General features: G+C 58.0%; 18 protein-coding genes. 5 read left to right on the top strand and 13 right to left on the bottom strand.

All coding sequences use genetic code 11. The features are described from left to right. Positions 1–25: 25 nt before the first annotated feature. From ACXAH0_RS20095 to ACXAH0_RS20065, 7 genes are all read right to left on the bottom strand, one after another. Complete coding sequence (locus ACXAH0_RS20095) at positions 26–1,069, bottom strand: N-acetylneuraminate synthase family protein (protein WP_475194499.1); 1,044 nt, start codon at positions 1,067–1,069, stop codon at positions 26–28. Between the two features lie 20 nt (positions 1,070–1,089). Then, positions 1,090–2,871: a thiamine pyrophosphate-binding protein gene (locus tag ACXAH0_RS20090; RefSeq protein ID WP_475194497.1), complete on the bottom strand. Its 1,782-nt coding sequence runs from the start codon at positions 2,869–2,871 to the stop codon at positions 1,090–1,092. Continuing rightward, positions 2,868–3,344 carry a 3-hydroxyacyl-ACP dehydratase FabZ family protein gene (locus ACXAH0_RS20085; RefSeq protein ID WP_475185786.1) on the bottom strand — a complete coding sequence of 159 codons (477 nt, stop codon included), beginning with the start codon at positions 3,342–3,344 and terminating at the stop codon, positions 2,868–2,870. The genes ACXAH0_RS20090 and ACXAH0_RS20085 overlap by 4 nt, the downstream gene beginning before the upstream one ends. Before the next feature lie 9 nt (positions 3,345–3,353). Next, positions 3,354–3,593, bottom strand: coding sequence for a phosphopantetheine-binding protein (locus tag ACXAH0_RS20080; protein WP_475185782.1), 240 nt, complete (start codon positions 3,591–3,593; stop codon positions 3,354–3,356). Between the two features lie 41 nt (positions 3,594–3,634). After that, a complete protein-coding gene (locus ACXAH0_RS20075) occupies positions 3,635–4,831 on the bottom strand; it encodes an acyl-CoA reductase (protein WP_475194494.1) in 1,197 nt (398 codons plus the stop codon). 7 nt (positions 4,832–4,838) lie between these two features. Continuing rightward, positions 4,839–5,903, bottom strand: a complete 1,065-nt coding sequence (locus ACXAH0_RS20070; protein WP_475194493.1) for a LuxE/PaaK family acyltransferase — start codon at positions 5,901–5,903, stop codon at positions 4,839–4,841. 231 nt (positions 5,904–6,134) lie between these two features. Further along, positions 6,135–7,103: a polysaccharide deacetylase family protein gene (locus ACXAH0_RS20065; RefSeq protein WP_475194491.1), complete on the bottom strand. Its 969-nt coding sequence runs from the start codon at positions 7,101–7,103 to the stop codon at positions 6,135–6,137. Between the two features lie 471 nt (positions 7,104–7,574). Between ACXAH0_RS20065 and ACXAH0_RS20060 the strand changes: the two genes are divergently transcribed. Next, the gene (locus ACXAH0_RS20060) at positions 7,575–7,718 is read left to right on the top strand and encodes a hypothetical protein (protein WP_475194489.1); all 144 of its coding nucleotides are present in this window, start codon (positions 7,575–7,577) and stop codon (positions 7,716–7,718) included. Between the two features lie 201 nt (positions 7,719–7,919). On the opposite strand, the gene ACXAH0_RS20055 is transcribed toward ACXAH0_RS20060, so the two are convergent. Then, a complete protein-coding gene (locus tag ACXAH0_RS20055) occupies positions 7,920–8,732 on the bottom strand; it encodes a ferredoxin--NADP reductase (protein ID WP_475185759.1) in 813 nt (270 codons plus the stop codon). Between the two features lie 521 nt (positions 8,733–9,253). Here ACXAH0_RS20055 and ACXAH0_RS20050 point away from each other — a divergent pair. Further along, on the top strand, positions 9,254–10,288 hold the full coding sequence (locus tag ACXAH0_RS20050; RefSeq protein WP_475185756.1) for a GlxA family transcriptional regulator: 1,035 nt from the start codon (positions 9,254–9,256) through the stop codon (positions 10,286–10,288). 121 nt (positions 10,289–10,409) lie between these two features. On the opposite strand, the gene ACXAH0_RS20045 is transcribed toward ACXAH0_RS20050, so the two are convergent. Further along, positions 10,410–11,219: a substrate-binding periplasmic protein gene (locus ACXAH0_RS20045; protein WP_475194488.1), complete on the bottom strand. Its 810-nt coding sequence runs from the start codon at positions 11,217–11,219 to the stop codon at positions 10,410–10,412. Positions 11,220–11,766: 547 nt separating this feature from the next. Between ACXAH0_RS20045 and ACXAH0_RS20040 the strand changes: the two genes are divergently transcribed. Together ACXAH0_RS20040 and ACXAH0_RS20035 are read left to right on the top strand one after the other, a co-directional pair. Next, positions 11,767–12,996, top strand: coding sequence for a winged helix-turn-helix domain-containing protein (locus ACXAH0_RS20040; RefSeq protein WP_475194485.1), 1,230 nt, complete (start codon positions 11,767–11,769; stop codon positions 12,994–12,996). Positions 12,997–13,152: 156 nt separating this feature from the next. Continuing rightward, entirely contained in the window at positions 13,153–13,869 is a 717-nt protein-coding gene (locus ACXAH0_RS20035; RefSeq protein ID WP_475194483.1) for a hypothetical protein, read from the top strand. 17 nt (positions 13,870–13,886) lie between these two features. Here ACXAH0_RS20035 and tdh read toward each other — a convergent pair whose 3' ends face one another. From tdh to ACXAH0_RS20015, 4 genes are all read right to left on the bottom strand, one after another. Continuing rightward, positions 13,887–14,930, bottom strand: coding sequence for an L-threonine 3-dehydrogenase (tdh, locus tag ACXAH0_RS20030; RefSeq protein WP_475194480.1), 1,044 nt, complete (start codon positions 14,928–14,930; stop codon positions 13,887–13,889). Beyond that, on the bottom strand, positions 14,927–16,114 hold the full coding sequence (locus ACXAH0_RS20025) for a glycine C-acetyltransferase (protein WP_475194479.1): 1,188 nt from the start codon (positions 16,112–16,114) through the stop codon (positions 14,927–14,929). The genes tdh and ACXAH0_RS20025 overlap by 4 nt, the downstream gene beginning before the upstream one ends. A 156-nt stretch (positions 16,115–16,270) precedes the next feature. Beyond that, positions 16,271–16,831: a helix-turn-helix domain-containing protein gene (locus ACXAH0_RS20020; protein WP_475194477.1), complete on the bottom strand. Its 561-nt coding sequence runs from the start codon at positions 16,829–16,831 to the stop codon at positions 16,271–16,273. A gap of 207 nt (positions 16,832–17,038) precedes the next feature. After that, positions 17,039–18,796 (bottom strand): caspase family protein, encoded by a 1,758-nt coding sequence (locus ACXAH0_RS20015; RefSeq protein WP_475185731.1) that lies wholly within the window; start codon positions 18,794–18,796, stop codon positions 17,039–17,041. Between the two features lie 276 nt (positions 18,797–19,072). On the opposite strand from ACXAH0_RS20015, the gene ACXAH0_RS20010 reads away from it, so the two are divergent. Beyond that, complete coding sequence (locus ACXAH0_RS20010; RefSeq protein WP_475185728.1) at positions 19,073–20,743, top strand: formate--tetrahydrofolate ligase; 1,671 nt, start codon at positions 19,073–19,075, stop codon at positions 20,741–20,743. The last annotated feature ends 69 nt before the right edge of the window (positions 20,744–20,812 follow it).

Genomic DNA, 20,812 nt, shown 5'->3' with positions numbered 1-20,812 from the left:
AAGGCGCCCGGTCTTGCCCGCCGTGTCACGATTTCCCTTCCACAGGCTGGACATGCGCCTCGGTCAGAACCTCCCCTTCGCCAAGGGCGGTCAGGAGCGGCTTGCCGAGGAAAGACGCGATCCGGTCCGGTGCCAGTCCGGTCCCGGGACGTTTGAAGACGATATCGTCCGCGCTCACCACCTCGCCTTCCGCAAGATCCCTGAGCGCGACGGCGCTGCGCCGCATCACCTGCCGCTGTGCAATTTCGTCTTCCGTCAGCACCCTGTCCCGGCTGCCCAGTGCCTGGGCCGCGCTCCGGCAGAAGGTCACCATCTGGGCAAACGCATCCGGCTCTGTGGCCATCTGGTTGTCCATACCGATCTGGCTGCTGTCGAGCGTGAAGTGTTTTTCGATCACCTGCGCCCCCAGCGCGACGGCGGCAATGGCCGCTTCCGGGCCCTTGGTGTGATCGGAATAGCCGATATCGATCCTGGGAAACCGCTCCTTGAACAAGGAAATGTTGTTCAGATTGCAAGCCTCCGGCGGGCACGGGTAAAGCGACACGCAATGCAGCAGACACAGGCCACCGGATGTCTGCTGTGCCTCAAACACGCCCACCGCCTGTTCGATTTCCTCCAAACTGCCCATGCCGGTCGACAGGATCGTGTAGACATTCTTGCGCGCGATATACTCCAGATATCGAAGGTTGTTCAGATCCATCGACGCGATTTTGACAAAGGCTGCCCCGCATTCCTCGACGAGAAAATCCACCTCATCTGTTGAATAGGGTGTGGAGGCAAACCCGATCCCAATCCCGTGGCAGAATGTTGCCAGTTCCTTCAGCTCGTCCGGACCCATGGAATATTTCTTAAAGAACCTTTTGGCGATCGGGTTCTGCTTGAAATAGGACGATGCATAAAGGCTGTCTTCCGTCCAGGACTGAAACTTGACGCAGTCCACGCCCATGTTCTTGCAGGACGTGATCATGTCCCGGGCGAGATCGGTCTTGCCGAAATGGCTGGTGTTCAGTTCGGCCACGATATAGGGCGCGGTCCCGCTCGCCGGGGCCGGCACATGGGTCTGGGTCAAGAGCTTGTGCCTCTCTCTGTTTACTGGTCGATCACAGGAACAATCATTTCCCGCAAGAATGTCTCGCGTTCCAGAAAGGGAAACTGATCCTCCAGGGGCCGGCGGACAAATTTCCGGTCCTGGTTCTTGGCAAACGCCACCTCAAGATAAACCTGATCAGCCAGTCCACCGATCTCAATCAGCATGGGCCCGGGCGCCCGCAGCAGGCTGTGCAGCCGGGTCTCAAGCGTTGACAAGTCCTCCAGGAGAACATGCTCAATGCCGAACCCGGCAGCAACTTTCCCAAAATCCGGAACGCTGACACCGTTCGACAAATCGGTGCCGATGGTGCGTTTGCGGAACAACTCGTTCTGGCGGCGCTTGATGATGGCATAGCCATTATTGTTCACCACAATGAGCTTCACCGGAAATCCGTGATGGGCGATGGTTTGCAGCTCCTGCAAATTCATCATCACAGACCCGTCCCCGATCACGGCAACTGTCGGTTTTTCTGTTGCAGCAAATGCCCCCACCGCCGCGGGCAAGGCAAATCCCATGGCCCCCTGATAAACCGGGTGAAGACAGTTCTGGCCCTGTGAGAAACGGATATTCGTGGGCAGAATGACATCAATGAACCCGGAATCACAGATGAAATTGGCCTCTTCCGGCAGCACCGCCGACAGTACATTTGCCAGATTGTGCAGATCAATGGCGGCCCCGTCATCCTGCCATTGATCGAGGCCCTCAAAGAACGCCTTCCAGTGCTGGCATTTGGACAGCCAGTGCGTCTTGGGCTCCAGTTCCAGCGTCACAAGCTGTTCCAGCACCGGCGCCGGTCTTTGGGGGATCACCCTGGCGAACAGATCCTTGTGCCGCTCATATTCCGCCGTGGTTTCGTCAACGGCCACGATTTCCGCAGCCCGCGCGAATTTTTCAACATCCGCGCCCAGAACCGACGACGGCAGGCGGGAGCCGAGCACCAGCAGGAAATCCGCATTCTGGACCGCGAAGGCCCCGGCCCGCGAACATCCCATGACGCCAACCGAGCCGATGGAGTGGCTGTGGCCGGCCCCATAGGCATCCACAGCAGCAGATGTGTAGGTCACCGGAATATCGGCCGCTTCAGCCAACCGCTTGACGATCTCGGCACCGCCGTCGAGTTTCGCGCCCCCGCCAATCAGGAGCACAGGGCGTTCGGCCGCCTCCAGCTTCTGCTTCAAAAACGCCATATCTCCGGCGTCTGGATGGGCCGATCTGGCTGTTTCAGACCGGTATCCCTCCAGGTCCTCAGGATCGATCCGCATGTTTTGAACATCAAGGGGAATGTCGATCCAGACCGGCCCCGGACGGCCTTGCTGTGCCAGAGCGGCCGCCTTTTCCAGTTCGTAGCGGATCCGGCCGGGATCGCTGATGAAGGCCGCGTGTTTGGTCACCGGTGAGACGATCTCAACAATATCGGCTTCCTGCTGGCCATAAGTCCGGATCGGCTCTCCCGTGTGGCGCGTGGTCTCCGCAAGCGTGTTCTGGCCGGAGATGAAAAAGCACGGGATCCCGTCCTGCCAGGCCGTCAACACTCCGGTCAGCGCATTGGTCGAGGCACATCCGGTGGAGGTCAGGCAGACACCGGGACGGCCCGAAGCTGCCGCATAGGCAACCGCTGCAAAAGCCGCCGCCTGTTCGTGATGGGGGCAGATGGGAACAAGCGCTTCGTTCTTTGCCACCGCATCAGAGAGAAACAGAGCCCCCCGCCCGGTCACCAGAAAGATGTGGCGGGCGCCCTGCGCGGCCAGAAAGTCGAACACATAGTCAGCGACCCGGATCAAGAATGCTTCTCCCGCATTTTCTTGAAGATGGCGTCCGTCGCCGAGCGGATCGACACGACAAAATCGGCGCAACAGGCGAATTCCTCGCCCACATGCGCCTCTGCCCGGCCCCGCGCGATGCCCCGCTTCAGGCTCTCAAGCGTGGCGCGCACCACAAGCGTGTCGCCCGGGACCAGCTGGCGCCGGAAACTGGCATTGTTCAGGTTGAGGAAATTGGTCTTGCTACCCTTGTGTTCGGGCAAGGTCAAAAACGTCATGATGAAGGTCTGCACCATGGTTTCAATCATGATGAACCCCGGAACGGACGGCTCGTCTTCGTAGTGGGCGGGAAAGAACCATTCATTGTAGCTGAAGGCCTTGATCCCGGTCGCGCAAGCGCCCGGTTCCACATCCACCACCTTGTCCAGAAACAGGATCGGATGCCGGTTTTGCTGGCATTCCTTGATCCCTGAAATATCAAAACTCAAGGCCATCAGCGCTGCTCAAACCGTGATTTCGTATCGTGACAGCACTTCCTTGCCCTTCTGGAAGTCGGAAATATCCGTGATATCGTCAATATCCATTTCAATCCCGAATTCTTCTTCCAGAGCGGCCACCAGATTCATGTGGCCAATGCTGTCCCACTCGGGAATGTCCTGATATTTCAGCCCGTCCAGATCCTCCTTGGCCACAGGAAAGGCGTCCTGAAAGCACTTGATGTATTTTTCGATATTCTCTGACATTTTGGGTCCTGTTTTAAAGCGCTGAATGCCTCGGCGCAGTGTTAGTGTATGGCCACACGGCGGGACATGTGGCTGATCAGGTCATAGCCATCCCACACAAGCTCGAAGGCCGTTGCGGTGCCCATTTTCACCACGCGGTCGGCCCTGATTTTCAGGGAGGGTTGCACCAGAAGCGGCGCAAGCTCCGCACCGTCGAAACCGAAATAGGTGACCGTCTGCAATTTCGGATGCTGCATGTCCGGCAGATCGCTGAGCTGGTCCACATCCGCCTGCAGGAAAAACCCGCTGCCGGTGACATAGGTTGGATCGCACAATTGCTCCGGCGCGGCCTGAACCACAAAGTTTCCTGTCTTGCGGCAGATCTCAAGCTCCGGCTGATGACCGTCAACGGCAAGGCTGGCAACTGTCATCAGCTTCGTTGCCGCGGCCCCTTCAGGGCACCGGTATTCCCGCTCTGCCATCAGATCATGCAAAACCGTCCAGAACCTGGTCTTGGCCTTTAGCGTCACAGCTTTTGGGCCCACCCAGAACACCGCTTTCGGCGAGGAACAGGCATTCTGATCGAACACAAACGTATCGTTGAAAAACGCGGCCGCCACGCGCCCGGCCTCGCTCTCCTCCAGATAGGCCTGGCTTGCAACAAGACAGATCGAATAACGGTCGGCGAAGGTGACATCAAACGCTTGCGGTTTCAGCGGCGCCTTGCGGATGGTCGTGACGGTCGCATCACCGCCCCAGATGACCCGGACATCACAGACCCCCGCCAAAGCCTTGTTCAGCCCCTCCCCATGGGGGGCCTGGAACAGAAACAACCGGTCCCGGATCGGGTGATGTTCCTGAGCCGACAGCACCCGGTCCAAAGCGTCCAGCACCTTGTCCGCCTCAACCGAGGCTTTGTCCGACAGCCGGATGAGGCAGCTGTTTCCCGACAACAGCCCCGCAATCAGGGAATAGCAGAAATTGAGCGGCACATTTGACGGCGCATAGTGCAGGGACACGCCGCGCCCCAGACGGTAGACATCCTGCGCGCGCGCTTCAGTTGCCAGACGGTTCAAATGGCCCGGGCGGCAGAAAAACCCGAGACTGACAACGGCAGGAAAGGCCCGCATATCGGGCGCCATCAGCTGCCGTGACAGATCCGCCAGCATGGCCAGAACCGCGTCATCGAACACCGGCAACGGACCGGCCTGAAGGACGGCCTCCGGGCAAGCGGCGCCCGCCCGCCTGTGCAACGTCATACCTGGATCAAAGTGTGTCACTGCACCCCCTGACCTCGGCCGCTGCCACGCGGCCCAGAACCTTCAGATATTTGCCTTTCCGCCCGCAAGGACAATCATCCTCGCCGAGGAGCACACCCCTGTCCTCTGTCAAAAGAGAATGTCCCGGATAGGAATGCGGGAAAACGGACAGGGTCTGGATCAGACCCTCCGCGCCGGGGCCCAGGGTTTCAAGGGTCACCGGATCCTTGATCAGGACATCATTGAAAACGCTGCTATGCAGGTGCCCTTCTTCACACTCCACATAGATCGACCCGGTCTGTTCGACCATCCCATAATAGTCGTAAACCCGGGCAATCCCGAACTGCTCCTTCAAGCGTTGCTTGAATTCTTTTGCTGAAACAGCTCTGTCCACGAGCTTTTTCCAGCCACCTCCGTGAAGAACAATCGCATTGGACATGTCGATTGTCCGCCCCTCGGCCGCCAGAGCCTCGCAGAGGCTGGACCAGATCAGGAAGGTGAAACCGAAGACAAGAACGGGCTTGTGCCGATGGGTCTCAAAGAAGGCGGCGATTGTCTCCGCATCGGGCTGCAAATCGTCGTCCAGAGCGAAAACCGGATTGCGCCCGAACATGGAAAATCCCCGGATCGCCGCACCGCGCGCCGAAAACGCCCCGCTTGCACCAAGCGCTGAGCGTGTGTCGATCACCAGCATCGGCAAACGGCGCCCCCCCAGAACCGGCTGCAAAGTGCGTGTCAGGCCTTTTGTCTGGAGATTGGCCGTCTGTTTGTCGAGAACGATCTGAGATGGCGCCTGGCCACTCGTGCCGGAGGAGCGCATGGTTTTGAACGCCTGATCCTCCGGAATGCTTTGCAGCCGAAAGCGCTTGAAGGCACTTACGGGCAAAAACGGCACATCTTCGAGAGCCGTAACCAGCCGAGGGCCGCCAAAGAGCGCGTCCACAATCTGCTTGTATCGACTGCAATGGGCGTAGTGGTGCTGCGTCAGGGCGTTGAGGGTCTCACACATCAAGGCCGCTTTTTCGGCCCGGGCCATCGAAAATGGCGGAATGTCCAAAACCTCATCCATCATTTTATGGCCCTGTTCGACGTCAAGCAAATGGCCCCGCGCCCCGAAGCTTCGCGCCGCCCGCTTGAAAGCCTGACCCGCTCCTGAGCGCGATTCGCTGATCTTTGTCTCTGTTGGAACTAAACGTGATTTTACAGGCCTCTGAAAGTCTGTGGCCCGGAATCGGTCATCTTTTCAGTGAGAAACCTTCCGAAAGAGACAGGAACACTCCGCCCCATCGCAACCTATCAATGACTAGCCTGCTTCGCTTGCGATCTTTGCTCCCGAAGCAGCGGTCATCTCTTTCATAATATTGGCATGGTCTTCGCGGTCAAATTCCAGCATAGACCGGCTTTCAACAGCCACAATATTGGCCCGGAAGCCAACTTTCACCCCAAGACCCTTCAGGATACCCAAGGTTTCGGGACCGTAAGAATTGCAGGGATGGGAAACAGTGTCCACCTTGTGTCCCAGCAGTCTCTCCAACCCTGCCGCATTTGCCTCGTATTCGCGGCGCTGATGTGCGACTGGAAGTTTGGCCATGGTGGTTGGATGAGTGTGGGAGTGAAGCCCGATGATGTGGCCATCAGCGTCCAGCTCATTGACCTGTGCCGGGGTCAGCCACAAGTGCCGTGCAGCCTCTTCAACGGAAAAAGCCGCCTCTTCCATCAACCCCTCCATGAGCCTCTGATAGTCGGCATCCCGAAGGACCTGATCGCGCAGAAAACGAAACCATCGGTCCTCGCGGGTGTAGAAGCTTGCCTGCTTGAGATAGTCAGAAGCATCGAAAACCGCCTTGGCGCTTTGATAAGCCCCGGCAAATTCAACGGCGGCGCGGCTGAAGAATGCTTCATAGAACGCACTGATATCCGGGAAACCCGTTGTGCGGAACAGCCGGTAGATTTCCAGGGGCTCGACACCGCCGCTCAAAATCGACGTGTAGACAAACCAGAATGCAGTAAGCCCTCTGTCCCGAAGAACCGGCAAGGCAATGTCATATTGACAGGCCAGCGCGTCATCGAAGGTGATGCAGACCTCATGGGGGGTCAATGTTCGCTGCTGCGCCCGCTCCAACCATGCTTTTGCATTCAGAATCTCGTGGCCTGTCTGGACAAAATCGAGCAGATCTCCGAATTCTGCGGCACTGATGCTTCCTTGCGCCACAGGATGACCGCCCCCATGGAAATGGTGAAACATCAATCCGGTCGGGCGTTCAAATCTCATGCCCTTGTTTTCCTTCAGCGCCGCATTTGTCAGTCCTGCAGTTTAAAGAAATTCTCCAGACAAAAGAAGAAATGCAGCACAACAAATGTGGATTACCACACTGGAGGACAGTTTGCTGGGCGAGAGCCCTCCCCGTCCGCCGTCAAAGCGGCTTAGCCGGTCATTTGGAAAACCGGAAGCAGCTCCCCAAACCCATGATTTCAGATTGCAGGTTCTGCACGCGGATGGCATAGAAAGGATCCGCACTGCCACTTCTCTGGAAAACAACCGGAAACAATGATGAACTTCAGGACTCTCGCGCCCGTCGTCCTTGCTCTGCTGGTGTCTGCGGCCTTCACCGGCCCGTCTTGGGCAGATGCCCCGACGCATGAGCAGAAGCAGAGATTTATGAATTTCTGCCTGAAAACGAAAAAAGCGAGGGTGTGTAAATGTTTCTACGAGGGCAACGCAGCCGTTTTGAACGAACAGCAAATGGAATTGGCCATCGCCAATCTCCTTAAGGACAAGAAGGCGCAAACCGCCATCAAGGCAGACCCAGGCTTTGACATGGCAGACTATAATGCGCTTGGCCAGAAGGCCATGATCCTGTCGCTCACCTGTCTGAGCAGCAACTGACGCACTTCGCGTTTCATCGGATTTGCCTGTCGCGGCCTGCCATCAAAGATGCCGGCGCAAAAGACAAAACGCTCTGAGCCCGTGCGACATGACACGCTATGGGGCGCTGGCAACAGCCTCCCGGAGAAGACAGAAGGGGCCGCTGCCCCTTCTTCTGAAAACCCGTCTCCGGCAGGCACATAGCAAGGGCTGCGCGGACTGTCAGCCGACAAAGGCCCGTTCAACAACGAATTCTGCAGGCTTGTTGTTGGCCCCTTCGCTCAAACCTGCCTGTTCCAGCAGGGTCTTGGTGTCCTTGATCATGTCCATGGACCCGCAGATCATGCCTCGGTCGACAGCCGGGTCGAGTGGCGGGACGCCCAGGTCTTCGAACAACTTGCCGGACTGGATCAGGTCCGTGATCCGGCCGATGCGCGGAAAGTCCTCGCGGGTTACGGATGTGTAGTGGACCAGCTTGTCCCTGGCCAACTCCCCGATCAGCGGGTCATTCAGAGTTTCCTCGACCAGATCCTCACCATATTTCAGTTCAGCCACTTCCCGGCAGGTATGGGTCAGAATCACCTGATCGAATTTCTCATACGTGTCCGGATCGCGGATCAGGCTGGCAAAAGGCGCAATGCCCGTGCCGGTGGAGAACATATAGACCCGCTTGCCCGGAATAAGCGCATCATTGACCAGGGTGCCGGTCGGCTTCTTCTTCATCAGAACCGCATCCCCCGGCTGGATCTTCTGCAGATGCGAGGTCAACGGGCCGTCCGGCACCTTGATGGAGAAGAATTCCAGTTCCTCGTCCCAGGACGGGCTGGCGATAGAATAGGCCCTGTAGAGCGGTTTGCCATCAATCATCAGGCCAATCATGACAAATTCGCCGGAGCGGAAGCGGAAGCTTGCCGGGCGCGTCATCCGGAAGCGGAACAGCCGGTCGGTATAGTGCTGAACAGCCGTCACTTCTTCCACGAAAGCGCCAGCCGGTGCGGCGGCTTCCAGATCGGCGGGTTTGGCAAGAACGTTCATCTCAGTCAGGGTCCGTAGGTCTAAAATCTTGGATCAAGAGTACCTGATGTACTCCACAAGCGCTTTGAGGTGAAGCAACGCAGACCCACAAATCCGCGAATTTGCAAAAAAACATCCCAAATTTCCCTGCACCGGCAAAGAACCTGACCTGCCTTGGGAGATCACCCCAAAGACAGCCCGCACCCAAGGGCCTTGGCGAGCAAATCCCTGGCGCGCTCCGGGGTCGGGATCAAACCGCCCCACACGCCAATGATCGCCAAATATATTTTGCAAACTTAGACAAAATAGCCTTTTAAAAACAACAAGATGATAGCAGCCCCTCCGCAGGTCTGCGGAGAGACCGCAGGGCCGGACATCCCATTCTGGCACACTGGTGAAAGACCGTGCATCTGCCTATTTATGACACTTTTGGAAATTATCTGTACTAGTCTCGTTTTCTATTTGACAGCCAAATAAAAACGGGAACAATTACTGCAATAAGAAAAATTTGTGCAATATTTCCTTCCAATGAGGCAAAGTAAATGTCCGGACGCGCACACGAAGAAACAGGCCAATCCATAGCATTTGTGCTCATGGACCGGTTTTCCATGAATGCATTTGCGAGCGTGATCGAACCTCTGCGCCTAGCAAACCGGTTGCTTGGCCGCGACTATTACACATGGACAACTTTTTCCCTCGATGGAAATTCGGTTACCGCGAGCAACGGCTGCGCGGTGTCCGTCAATAAATCTATCAAAGACTTTAATGACGCCGATATTACTCTATTGTGTTCCGGAATCGACGTGGAAAGACTGCCCCTCGACGCAGATCTCGGCAACAAGCTGCGCCGCCTGAATGCGATGGGCCGCACCTTCGGCGCCATCTGCACCGGGGCCTATCTTCTGGCGCGCTACAACCTGCTTGATGGCCGCCGCTGCACGATCCATTGGGAGAACCTGCGCTCCTTGCGCGAGGAATTTCCGAATGTGGACGTGACCTCCGACCTCTTTGCCATTGACCGCAACTGCATCACCTGCGCAGGCGGGCTGGCATCCCTCGACATGATGCTGCGCCTGATCGCCATTCAGCACGGTGCCTATCTGGCCCATGAGGTGGCGGAAGTCGCGCTTTATCAGAATATGCGCTCCGGCGAATCCGCCCAGCGGCACGATATTGAAGCCCGCACCGGCATTTCCAACGCCAAGATCCTTGACGCGATCCGGATCATGGACCTGCATATCGAAGACCCGCTCAGCTGCCAGCAGCTTGCCATGACAGTGAGCCTGTCGCCGCGCCAGCTGGAGCGGCTTTTCCGACGCCATTTCAACTGCACACCGGGGCAATATTATCTGCGCCTGCGCCTGGAAACCGCACGCGACCTGTTGCGCCGGACCAGCCGCCCGGTGCTGGATGTGGCGCTTGCCTGCGGCTTTGCCTCCACCTCCCATTTCACCAAATGCTACCGGGAGCGGTTCCTGTGCACCCCGACGGAAGAACGGCAATCCTATCAGTGGGCCAATGCCAAATCCGGCACCGGCCACAGCCCGGCCTCGCCGATGCGGCTCATTGCGAAATAAAAGCTGACCCCTAAGGCTTGAGTGGTCAGCTGGACGCCCCGATGGCAGAGGGCAAAAGGCAGAGCCCGGGGTAAAGGACTGATCATGAAGAGTAGAGTCTGGCAGCCGCCATGTCTGAGGATCAGTCCATTTTGACTTCGCCGGCGCGATAGGCTTCCAGAAGGTCACGGATCTCACCAGATTCAACCCGCTGTTTCAGGACCGCGTTGAACCGGTCCAGAAGATCCACACAGGGTGAGGCTTTGGAGAACATGAAATGCAAGGTGTTCACGGTCGCGGCCCAGGGCATTTCGACAACCTGACCTTCCACCCCAAGCTGCTCGATCATCCGCTGCCCTTCGCGGCGCGCCACAATCAGATAGTCAATCTTGTCTTCAGCTACCAGACGCATGTTGGTCAGGAAGTCTTCAAATGGCACCCGCCGGATAGTCAGATTCTCTGACAGATATTGCTCAAAGCCCTCCCCGAAGGAGGCTCCGAAGGGGGCCATGCCATGCAGCCCCTCCAGATCCTTGAGACCTGACGGCTCACGCGCCAGGCTGGCGCGCACAAAAACCGCGACATCTTCCGCCATGACCGGATAAGACAGCTCATATTTTTCCAGCCGCTCCCGGGTCCGGTAGGCTCCTGCCACCACGTCAATGTCCCCCTGGTCCAACAGAACAAAAAGCCGTTTCCAGGGCACACTGCGCCCAACCGTCACGGCAACATCCAGTTCCTGAAAAATGGATCTGGCAAGATCCGGAAACACCCCCATCAGGCTCTCTGAAGATCCGTCGCGCATGGAGACAGGAAACCAGAGGCTCGACCCATTCACCGTTGCATCGGTGCATTCTTTCACCTCGGCATGAGAGGCACCTCCCAGCGCGAAGAGAAGAAAAATTGCTATGCATTTCAGCCTGATAAGATAGAGTTTGCTTTCCTTACGCATCTTCGCACCAGTTCGTTTTTCACCTTTTCTGCCAACTCTGTGAAAGACTGGCATTTTTTACAATTAAAAATTATTTTCAACAAATAATTTACTTGATTTTCATTCGTGCATCCATCTGATTTTCGTTTAAGTTGTGGCTAAACAATTAAACTTTCGTCTTTTTCACTTATCGTGAATGCAAGCGCCGGAACTCTCTCTTTTAACGGGTATCATCGTGGCGCCCCCCTTGCCTCTGGGGCAATCAATCTTTTCACAAGCCTTGGAAATCCCTTAATACCAACCTCAATAGCTAGGAACCGATCTGACCGTTTTTGGGGACTGTTCGGCAAGGAGCAGGTTGCAGGGCGATATGGTTTATCGTTCAAAACCTGGGACGCAGCTGAACAGTCCTCAAACACGGCCTCGGTGGCCTGCTCAGGCCCGCCGGACTGCGTTGCGCCGCTTGAACGGCCAACCAGGCCGTCCTGCACAACGCTCCTTGCCGGCCAATCCGGACCAGCGCCATCAGATGGGTTTCTATCTATTCAGGTTGGTATAAGGTGGTCGCATGACTGCCTCCCCCCCCAGGGTGTCGAATGCACTGGCGCGGCGCCTCTTTCTTCACAGACACGGGCTTTGCGCTGCGCCAAAAGGCAGCGGCAAAGGCGCCGATCTTGCAGACCTTGTCGACCGGCTCGGCTTCGTGCAGGTTGACAGCATCAACACCGTCTCGCGGGCGCATCACATGATCCTGTCCGCCCGGCGCCCAGCCTACCGCGAGAAAAACTTGAAACCGCTTCTGGAACGGGACCGGCAGCTGTTTGAGCACTGGACCCATGATGCGGCCGTGATCCCAACACAATTCTTTCCCCACTGGCACCTGCGGTTTGAGCGGGACCGCGCCAAGTTGCTTGGCCGGTGGCGCAAATGGCGCCGGAATGAATTTGAACAAAAACTCGATGAGGTTCTGCAACAGGTCAGTGATCATGGCCCCGTAACCTCTGCCACGGTGGGGAAAGAGGAAAAGCGCAGCTCCGGCGGCTGGTGGGACTGGCATCCGTCCAAAACCGCCCTGGAATATCTGTGGCGGACCGGTGCGTTGTCCGTTTGCCGGCGCAATGGCTTTCACAAGGTGTATGACCTGACCGAGCGTGTCATTCCGGCCGAGCACCGCACACGGCAGCACGATCTGCAAGAGACCATTGACTGGGCCGCCAGGTCCGCTCTCGGCCGGCTCGGCTTTGCCACGTCAGGCGAACTGGCAGCCTTTTGGGATCTGATTGCCCCGCAGGAGGCCAAGACCTGGTGCCAGCAGGCGCTGCGCAGCAGAGAACTGATTGAAGCGGAGATTGAATGCAGCAACGGCGCGCTGCGAAAGGTGCTTTGCGATCCGCATACGCTCGACGCGCTTGACAGCCTCCCGGAAGCCCCATCCCGAGTGCGGGTCTTGTCTCCCTTCGATCCGGCCCTGCGCGACCGCAAGCGTGCTGAACGCCTGTTTGGATTTTTCTACCGGATCGAGGTTTTCGTGCCCGAACCCAAGCGGCAATATGGCTATTACGTTTTTCCCATTCTGGAGGGAGAACGGCTGATCGGGCGCATCGACATGAAAGCAGAACGGAGCGCAGACCGGCTGCAGGTGCGCGCCTTCTGGCCCGAACCAGGGGTGCGGCCGGGCAAGGGACGCCTTGCCCGCCTGCAGGCCGAGCTGGACCGGGTGGCCCGGTTCAGCGGCTGCACAGACCTTGACTTTGAAAATGGCTGGCTGCGGGAACCTCAACGTCCAGCGGGCTCATAGCAATCTCAAGCGAGCTTGGGAGAACCGGACGGCATCCGTCCCGCCTGAAGCTTAGGCCGCCGGTCATCCAGGGCGCACATTTCTGCACGGACATATTGCGTTTGATCAAATCCAGGCCCGCCAAATGCGGCTATTCTTCCCTTTTGGAGGAACCCAATGGCGTCTACTGCTCTGAAGTCCTGGCCCAAACTGAGCGGACCGCATATTTGCATGGCTGCCGGACAGCGGGCGATGGAGCTTGCCCGAAAGGGGCTTTTGAATGCGGCGGAGCTGAAGGGCGGCAGTCTCACGCAAACGGACATCGCCGCGGTGTTCGACTTTCTGGCCGCCTCCCAGGATCTCTTCGACATTTACCGCTCGAATTATGAAGCCTGCGGCCAGATCCACCGCAGACAACCCTTTGTCGGCGCGAACAAGGACTTCTTTGCCATGTCCGTGCTGCGGTTCCTGTGTTTCGATGTCCTGCGCAAAACCTGCGCGCCCCAGATCAAGCGTGCGGATTCCGACTGGGAAATCGAGTTTTTGCAGGTTCTCACAAAATATGTCTGCGACACGGTCTCCGCCAGTTTCATTGAGGACCTCTCCAAAGCCTATCGCAGGCTGGCCAGGGAGCATGGCACGGCTATCACGGCCATGACGATTGCCAATGATGCGGAAATTCGCACCCGCGTGAAATCGGCAGCGGACGGGTTTCCGACCGAGCATATTGATTTCGTGAATTTCTCAAATGCGGTCAACAAGGCCCTGTCAGACAAATACAAGGATTACGGCCCCTCACCGATCAAGGTTTCAGAACCGGTGATTGAACAGTTTTTTCACGAGCTGCGCGCCAGTTCGAAAGGCAATTTCTTCCGCCAGCTTGCCTTTAGCTGACAAGACGGCCCTGCCGGTCAGCCAGACCAGGTCAGCACCACCTTGCCCGCCTCGCCCGACTTCATCGCGGCAAACCCGCTCTCGAAATCCTCCACATCAAACCGGTGGGTGATCACGCTGCGCACATTGAGACCGTTCTGCAGCATGGCGATCATCTTGTACCAGGTTTCGAAAATCTCCCGGCCATAGACCCCTTTCAAGGTGATCGCCTTGAAGACGATCTGGGACCAGTCGACGGGCGATTTGCCCGGCGGGATGCCCAGAAGTGCGATCCGGCCGCCCATGACAAGATGTTCCACCATCTGATCCAGCGCGGCCTGATTGCCCGACATTTCAAGGCCAACATCAAATCCTTCTCGCATGCCAAGGCTGTGCTCAACGCTTTTCAGATCCGCCTCGGCCACATTGACAGGGACCACATCGGTAACCCGGGTTGCCAAATCCAGGCGGGCCTGGTTGATATCGGTGATGACCACGTTGCGGGCCCCAGCATGCCGGGCGACCGCCGCCGCCATGATTCCAATCGGCCCGGCGCCCGTGATCAACACATCCTCGCCAACCAGATCAAAACTCAGCGCCGTGTGCACCGCATTGCCGAGCGGATCGAGAATGGCCCCGATTTCGTCATCTATGTCATCGGGCAGTGGCACCACATTGAAGGCCGGCAGGCGCAGATATTCGGCAAAAGCGCCCGGCTCGTTCACGCCAATGCCCCGTGTTTCCGGGTCCAGGTGAAACTTGCCCGCCCGGGACTGGCGGGACTGTTTGCCAATCAGATGCCCTTCGCCAGAGCAGCGTTGGCCGATGGCGAATTCGCTCACATTGCGGCCAAGTTCTACAATCTCGCCGGCGAATTCATGGCCGGTGATCAGCGGCACCGGAACCGTTCTGGCGGCCCACTCGTCCCAGTTCCAGATATGGATATCCGTACCGCAAATGCCGGTCTTGTGGATCTTGATCAGAACATCATCCGGCCCGATCTCCGGCACCGGGGCCCGGGTGATCCAAAGGCCCTCCCTGGGCTCCAGCTTGCTAAGGGCCTTCATCTGATTGCTGCTCATGACAGAACCCCCGTGTTCTTGCCTGCTTTTTCAAAAGCGGAGAGCGCCCGGTCCAGATCCGCCTGGCTCAATGCTGCAGTCATCTGAGTGCGGATGCGGGCCTGGCCGCGTGGCACAACGGGAAAGAAGAAACCGGAGACATAGACCCCCTCTTCAAACAAGGCTGCTGCCATCGCCTGGGCCAGTTTTGCCTCCCCCAGCATGACGGGGATGATCGGGTGTTCCCCCGGGAGAAGGCTGAAGCCGAGCGCTTCCAGTCCGGCCCGCCAATAGCGGGAATTGTCAAACAGGCGCTGTCGCAGCCCATCGCCTTCTTCCACCAGCCGGATGGCCTCAAGACCGCTCATGACAATGGCGGGCGGCAGAGAGTTGGAAAAGAGATAGGGCCGCGCCCGCTGGCGCAGCAGATCGACAACCGGCTGAGGGCCTGCAATGTAACCGCCAATGCCGCCACCCAGCGCCTTGCCCAGCGTACCGGTGAGAATATCCACATCAACGCCGAAATGGGCAGGCGTGCCCTCCCCCTTTGGTCCCATGAAACCGGTGGCATGGCAGTCATCCACCATCACAACCGCGTCATAGGTTTTGGCCAGGGCGGTAATCTCCGGAAGCTTCGCCAGGTAGCCATCCATGGAAAAAACGCCATCTGTCGCAATCATGATATGCCGGGTGCCAGCCGCCCGCGCCTCTTTCAGCTTGGCCTCCAGATCTGCCATATCGGAATTGGCATAACGGTACCGCTTGGCCTTGCACAGGCGGATGCCGTCAATGATCGAGGCGTGATTGAGCGCGTCCGATATGATCGCGTCCTCCGGACCCAAAAGCGGCTCGAACAGACCGCCATTGGCATCAAAACAGGCTGCAAACAGAATGGCATCATCCTTACCGAGAAAGCCAGCAAGACGCTGTTCCAGCTGGCGGTGAATGTCCTGGGTGCCGCAGATAAAGCGCACGGACGCCATACCGAAACCTTTGGGGGACAGGGCACTTCTTGCCGCCTCTTCAAGAACGGGATCATCGGCAAGGCCGAGATAATTGTTGGCGCACAGATTGATGAGCTCGCGCCCGCCAACCTTGATCCACCCGCCCTGGGGCGAGGTGATCAGCCGCTCCTGCTTGAAAAGGCCCTCGGCCTCAATCTCTTGGAGCGTTGCAGTAATTTGGGACAGAAAGGCATGGGACACGGCCATCACTCCGGCAAATTGGATATTTTTTCCATTATACCGGAATTTAAGCAGCAGCAAAAGAGAGCAAATCCAACATGACGGAAATAGACCCTGCCCCCTGAGAAGGCACACCGTCTCTCAAAAAGCGCCTCCCGCCCGACGCATCTTTTCTTTTTATAGTTTCACCACCATCAGAATGGCCCGGGCCGGGCCGCCAATGGCCTCGATGCAATGGGGCACATCGGCGGCATAGCGGGCGGTATCGCCTTCGTTGATCACCCCTTTGGCAACACCGGAGGTGACTTCCAGCCGCCCTGCGCCAGCAATCAGCTGTTCACGGGTGCCCCGCTCATGAGGCTTGCTGTCCAGCTTGCCGCCTTCGGTGAAAATCAGCTCATAGACTTCCAGCTTGCCCGCGTCCTGAGGCGGCGACAGGATCCGGATCTTGCAGCCATCCCCGGCCCGGTCGAGAGCCGGGGTCTGATGTTCATGGAGGATTTCGACCCTGTCCTCGGCAGCTTCCTCGCCGAGCAGGCCCGCGAAGTCCACATTCAGCGCCCGGGTCAGGTTCAAAAGCGTTGCAACGGTCGGGTTCGATTCACCCCGCTCGATCTGGCTGACCATCGACCGGGAGACGCCGGACAGTTTTTCAACCGCCTCCAGAGACAGGCCTTGAGCACGGCGGGCTTTTTTCAATCGGTCCGGAAGACGGGCAAGGATTTCGGAATCTGTCATAACGGAACGCATAACACAGGCACGCAGGCCTGTGCCATGTCCACGAGCCGGACCCCGTCCTGCCTGAAACCGGAGAGGCCTGCACCGGCCTCTGATCCCCTCTTGCGGTCCATGTCGCACCGGAGCCTTCAATCCGGGCAACAGATAGATCCGGCCCAGAGCCGTGTCAGTCTCTCGACCGCAGTTGTGTCCTTAAGAAATCAGCCCTCAACTGGCCCAGGGCACATGGCTCTTGAGAATGTCGCCCGGCCCCAGAATGCAGGGCTCCTGATCAAACTTCAAAAGTGCCAACTCGTCCCGGGTGTCGTGGACAAGCTCTTCGAAAGAAATCCGCTTCCGCGCTCTCAGGATCTTGGCCATGTTGAACGTGAACGCGCCGTGGCTTGTCACCCCGTGGCGGTATTCATAGGAAAATTGCTCAGCCCGGCACGCTTCGATGATCACCGGTAGATAGGCCCCCTTGGCCTTGTCCGGATCCTTCTTTTTCATCGCCTCATATTGTTTGGCTGTCAGGCCGCGCAACATGGAGGCCCGGCCGATCCGTTCTGTCGCTCCTTCCGGCCCAAAGAACTCCGCCGCCACTTGTTTGTCATCGGTGAAGGCAGCGTTCAGATGCTGAAAGCCGCGTGGAACCCAGGTGTCGGTTTTCAAATCCCATTTCAATTCCCGGTGGCGGATATCATCCGGTGGCGAAACCCCACGGATCCTGGCGCCGCCATTCTTGTGCAAGCCGCCGGAATTGCAGCAGTCAAAGATCATCACCAGTCGGCAGTCATAGGGCAGCTGGCTGTAGAGCTCGAAGATCTGCCGATCGGCAATGGAGGTTTCCGCGCTCCAGTCGAAGTCCCACGGCACCAGGGTTTCGACAAAATGATCCGGCTCCCCTTCAGCATTGTATTCCGGATAGCGCGCACCGTGGCCGCTGTAATAGAATACCAGTTCATCGCCCGGTTTCGGATCATCCAGCAGCCAGTCGAGCCGCTCCAGAATGCCCTTTGCGGTCGCGCGCCCGTCCAGACAGGTGCGGATGGACGAGGCCGGCATGCCGCCACGCTGCAGCACTTCGCTCATGGTGAACACGTCATTGACGCAGCCTTCCAGCGCATCCGACGCACTCGGATAGTCGTTGATGCCCACAAGCAGCGCCTTTTGCTCCTTGGCCCGCGATGTCTTCATGCCGCGCATGGATTTGACCAGGGTCTTGGTCTGGCCCAGCAGCGTGACATAAGGCATCCAGACATCGGCAACGGTCTGCTCATGGCTCAGATATTCCGTAGCCGCATGGTCCGCGATGCCGTCAATATCGAACGGTGTCAGGGTTTGGCGGAAGTTGCTGGCATCAATATTCACGATCGGCCGGGTGAAGACATCATCATGCTCGTTGTAAAGGTGGTGCCAGAATTCAACGCCCAGCGCCCCGATCCGTCCGTTGGTCAGGTTTTTCAGGACAAACGGGTTGTTGAGCTGGGACCCGAACGTCACGTAGACAGCGCCCTTGAGCGCCTTTTTCACAGCCGCCGCCTGAGCATCCTCATGGGCAAAAGCGTCATAGGACAACAGCGACCCCAAGCTATGCGCCAGAATGATGTCGGGCTTGTGCTTGGCCACCTCCGAGAGGATGAAGGCGCGGGTTTTGGTCTTGAAGTCATCATCCGCGCACCAGGCCACCACATAGCCAGCCGTCCAGCGAATCCTGTCCGTAACCCCGGACAGCAGACCACCCCGGCGCCTGAACCCGGAGGAAATACCGCTCCAGCCCAGTTTGACCAGCGCTTTCATGGTCTCCAGGAAGGACAGTTTTGTCTCTTCAAAAATCGGATCGTAATTCACGAACTTGAATTTCAGCCTTGCATTCGGTGGCAGCGGAAACGCATCTCTGATCGCGGCCTCCCAGCGCCCCTCCCAAGTGCCGTCTGTGTGATTTCCAAGACCGTGAATGCACAATATGTCAATCTGCTTGACCATCTTTTCACCCCTAAAAAATAATCGTATAAATTTCAATCAATACAGCCTCTATTAAAAGTTACTTTAGGTCAATAACAAACAACTCAAACAATTTTCCTTCCGCAAGCGCCGCATCCTCCCTCCCGTTGCAACAGGACGCGGTCGCATTTCACCTCATTGAAGTCGCAATTGGAACATTTGCTGCGGTGCGCCCTCCCTTAGCGTTTCGGCACGGATACCCGAGGCTTTGAGGAAAGCCCGGTGCCGGATTGGATGGAAGCGCCCGGGGAGACCAGTATGGCCAGCGACATCGAAATTGCCCGCGCCGCAAAGATGAAACCGGTTGCGGAGATCGGTGCCCGGCTGGAAATTCCCGAAGAGGCGCTGTTGCCCTATGGACGCACCAAGGCCAAGGTTTCGGCGGAGTTCATCAAAGGCCTTGAGGGACGCCGGTCCGGTAAACTGATCCTGGTCACCGCAATCAACCCGACCCCGGCCGGGGAAGGCAAAACCACCACCACCGTTGGTCTGGGAGACGGGCTGAACCGGATCGGCAAGAACGCAATGATCTGCCTGCGGGAACCCTCTCTCGGCCCCTGCTTCGGCATGAAGGGCGGTGCGGCCGGAGGGGGCCACGCCCAGGTCGTGCCCATGGAAGATATCAACCTGCATTTCACCGGCGACTTCCACGCGATCACGTCCGCGCACAATCTCCTGTCTGCCCTGATCGACAATCACATCCATTGGGGCAATGCGCTTGGCATCGATCCGCGCCGGGTGACCTGGCGCCGGGTCATGGACATGAATGACCGGGCCCTGCGCTCCATCGTCTGTTCGTTGGGCGGGGTGTCCAACGGCTATCCGCGCGAGGGCGGCTTCGATATCACGGTCGCATCTGAAATCATGGCCATTCTCTGCCTCGCAACAGATCTTGACGATCTGCAGACGCGTCTGGGCGACATCATTGTCGCTTACCGGCATGACCGAACACCTGTGCGGGCGCGGGAACTTGAGGCCGACGGGGCCATGACCGTTCTTTTGAAAGAGGCCTTGCAGCCAAATCTCGTTCAGACCCTGGAAAACAACCCGGCTTTCGTTCACGGAGGGCCCTTTGCCAACATCGCCCATGGCTGCAATTCGGTTGTTGCCACCCGTACCGCGCTCAAACTGGCGGACTATGTGGTGACTGAAGCCGGGTTCGGGGCAGATCTGGGCGCTGAAAAATTCTTCGACATCAAATGCCGCAAGGCCGGGATCTCCCCTGATGCGGTGGTGATCGTGGCAACCATCAAGGCCCTCAAAATGAATGGGGGCATTGCCAGGGAAGATCTGGGCACGGAAAATGTTGACGCCGTTGCCAAGGGGTGCGTCAACCTCGGCCGCCATATCGAAAATGTGAAACAGTTCGGCGTTCCGGCTGTTGTCGCCATCAATCACTTCACGGCGGATACGGAAGCGGAAGTGCAGGCCGTGAAGGATTACTGCGCAGAACTTGGCGCCGACGCCGTCCTGGCCACCCACTGGGCCAATGGCTCGAACGGCACCCGGGAGCTGGCGGAACGGGTTGTGGCCCTTGCCGAAAGCGGAGCCTCTCAGTTCGCGCCGCTCTATGACGACAGCCTGCCGCTCTTCGAAAAAATCGAGACCATTGCCAAGCGGATCTACCGAGCTGACGAGGTCCTGGCGGACAAATCCGTGCGCGATCAGCTCAAGCGCTGGGAAACCGACGGTTTCGGTCATCTGCCCGTCTGCATGGCCAAGACCCAGTATTCCTTCACGACCGACCCGCAGCTTCGTGGAGCCCCGACCGGCCACAGCCTGCCTGTCCGCGAAGTGCGTCTGTCGGCAGGGGCCGGTTTCATCGTGGTGATCTGCGGGGAAATCATGACCATGCCGGGATTGCCGCGCCTGCCTTCAGCCAACCACATCAAGCTGGACGACAATGGCCAGATCGAAGGCCTGTTCTGAGGCGCGCCAGACCCAGCATGCGAAAGAGCGGGTCCTGATCCGCTTTTTTGCCATCCGGATCTCCATCAC

The organism is Roseibium sp. AWQ4_290 (assembly GCF_056160985.1).
The sequence above is the reverse complement of the archived record's forward strand: the minus strand, read 5'-3'. Positions and strand labels throughout refer to the sequence as shown.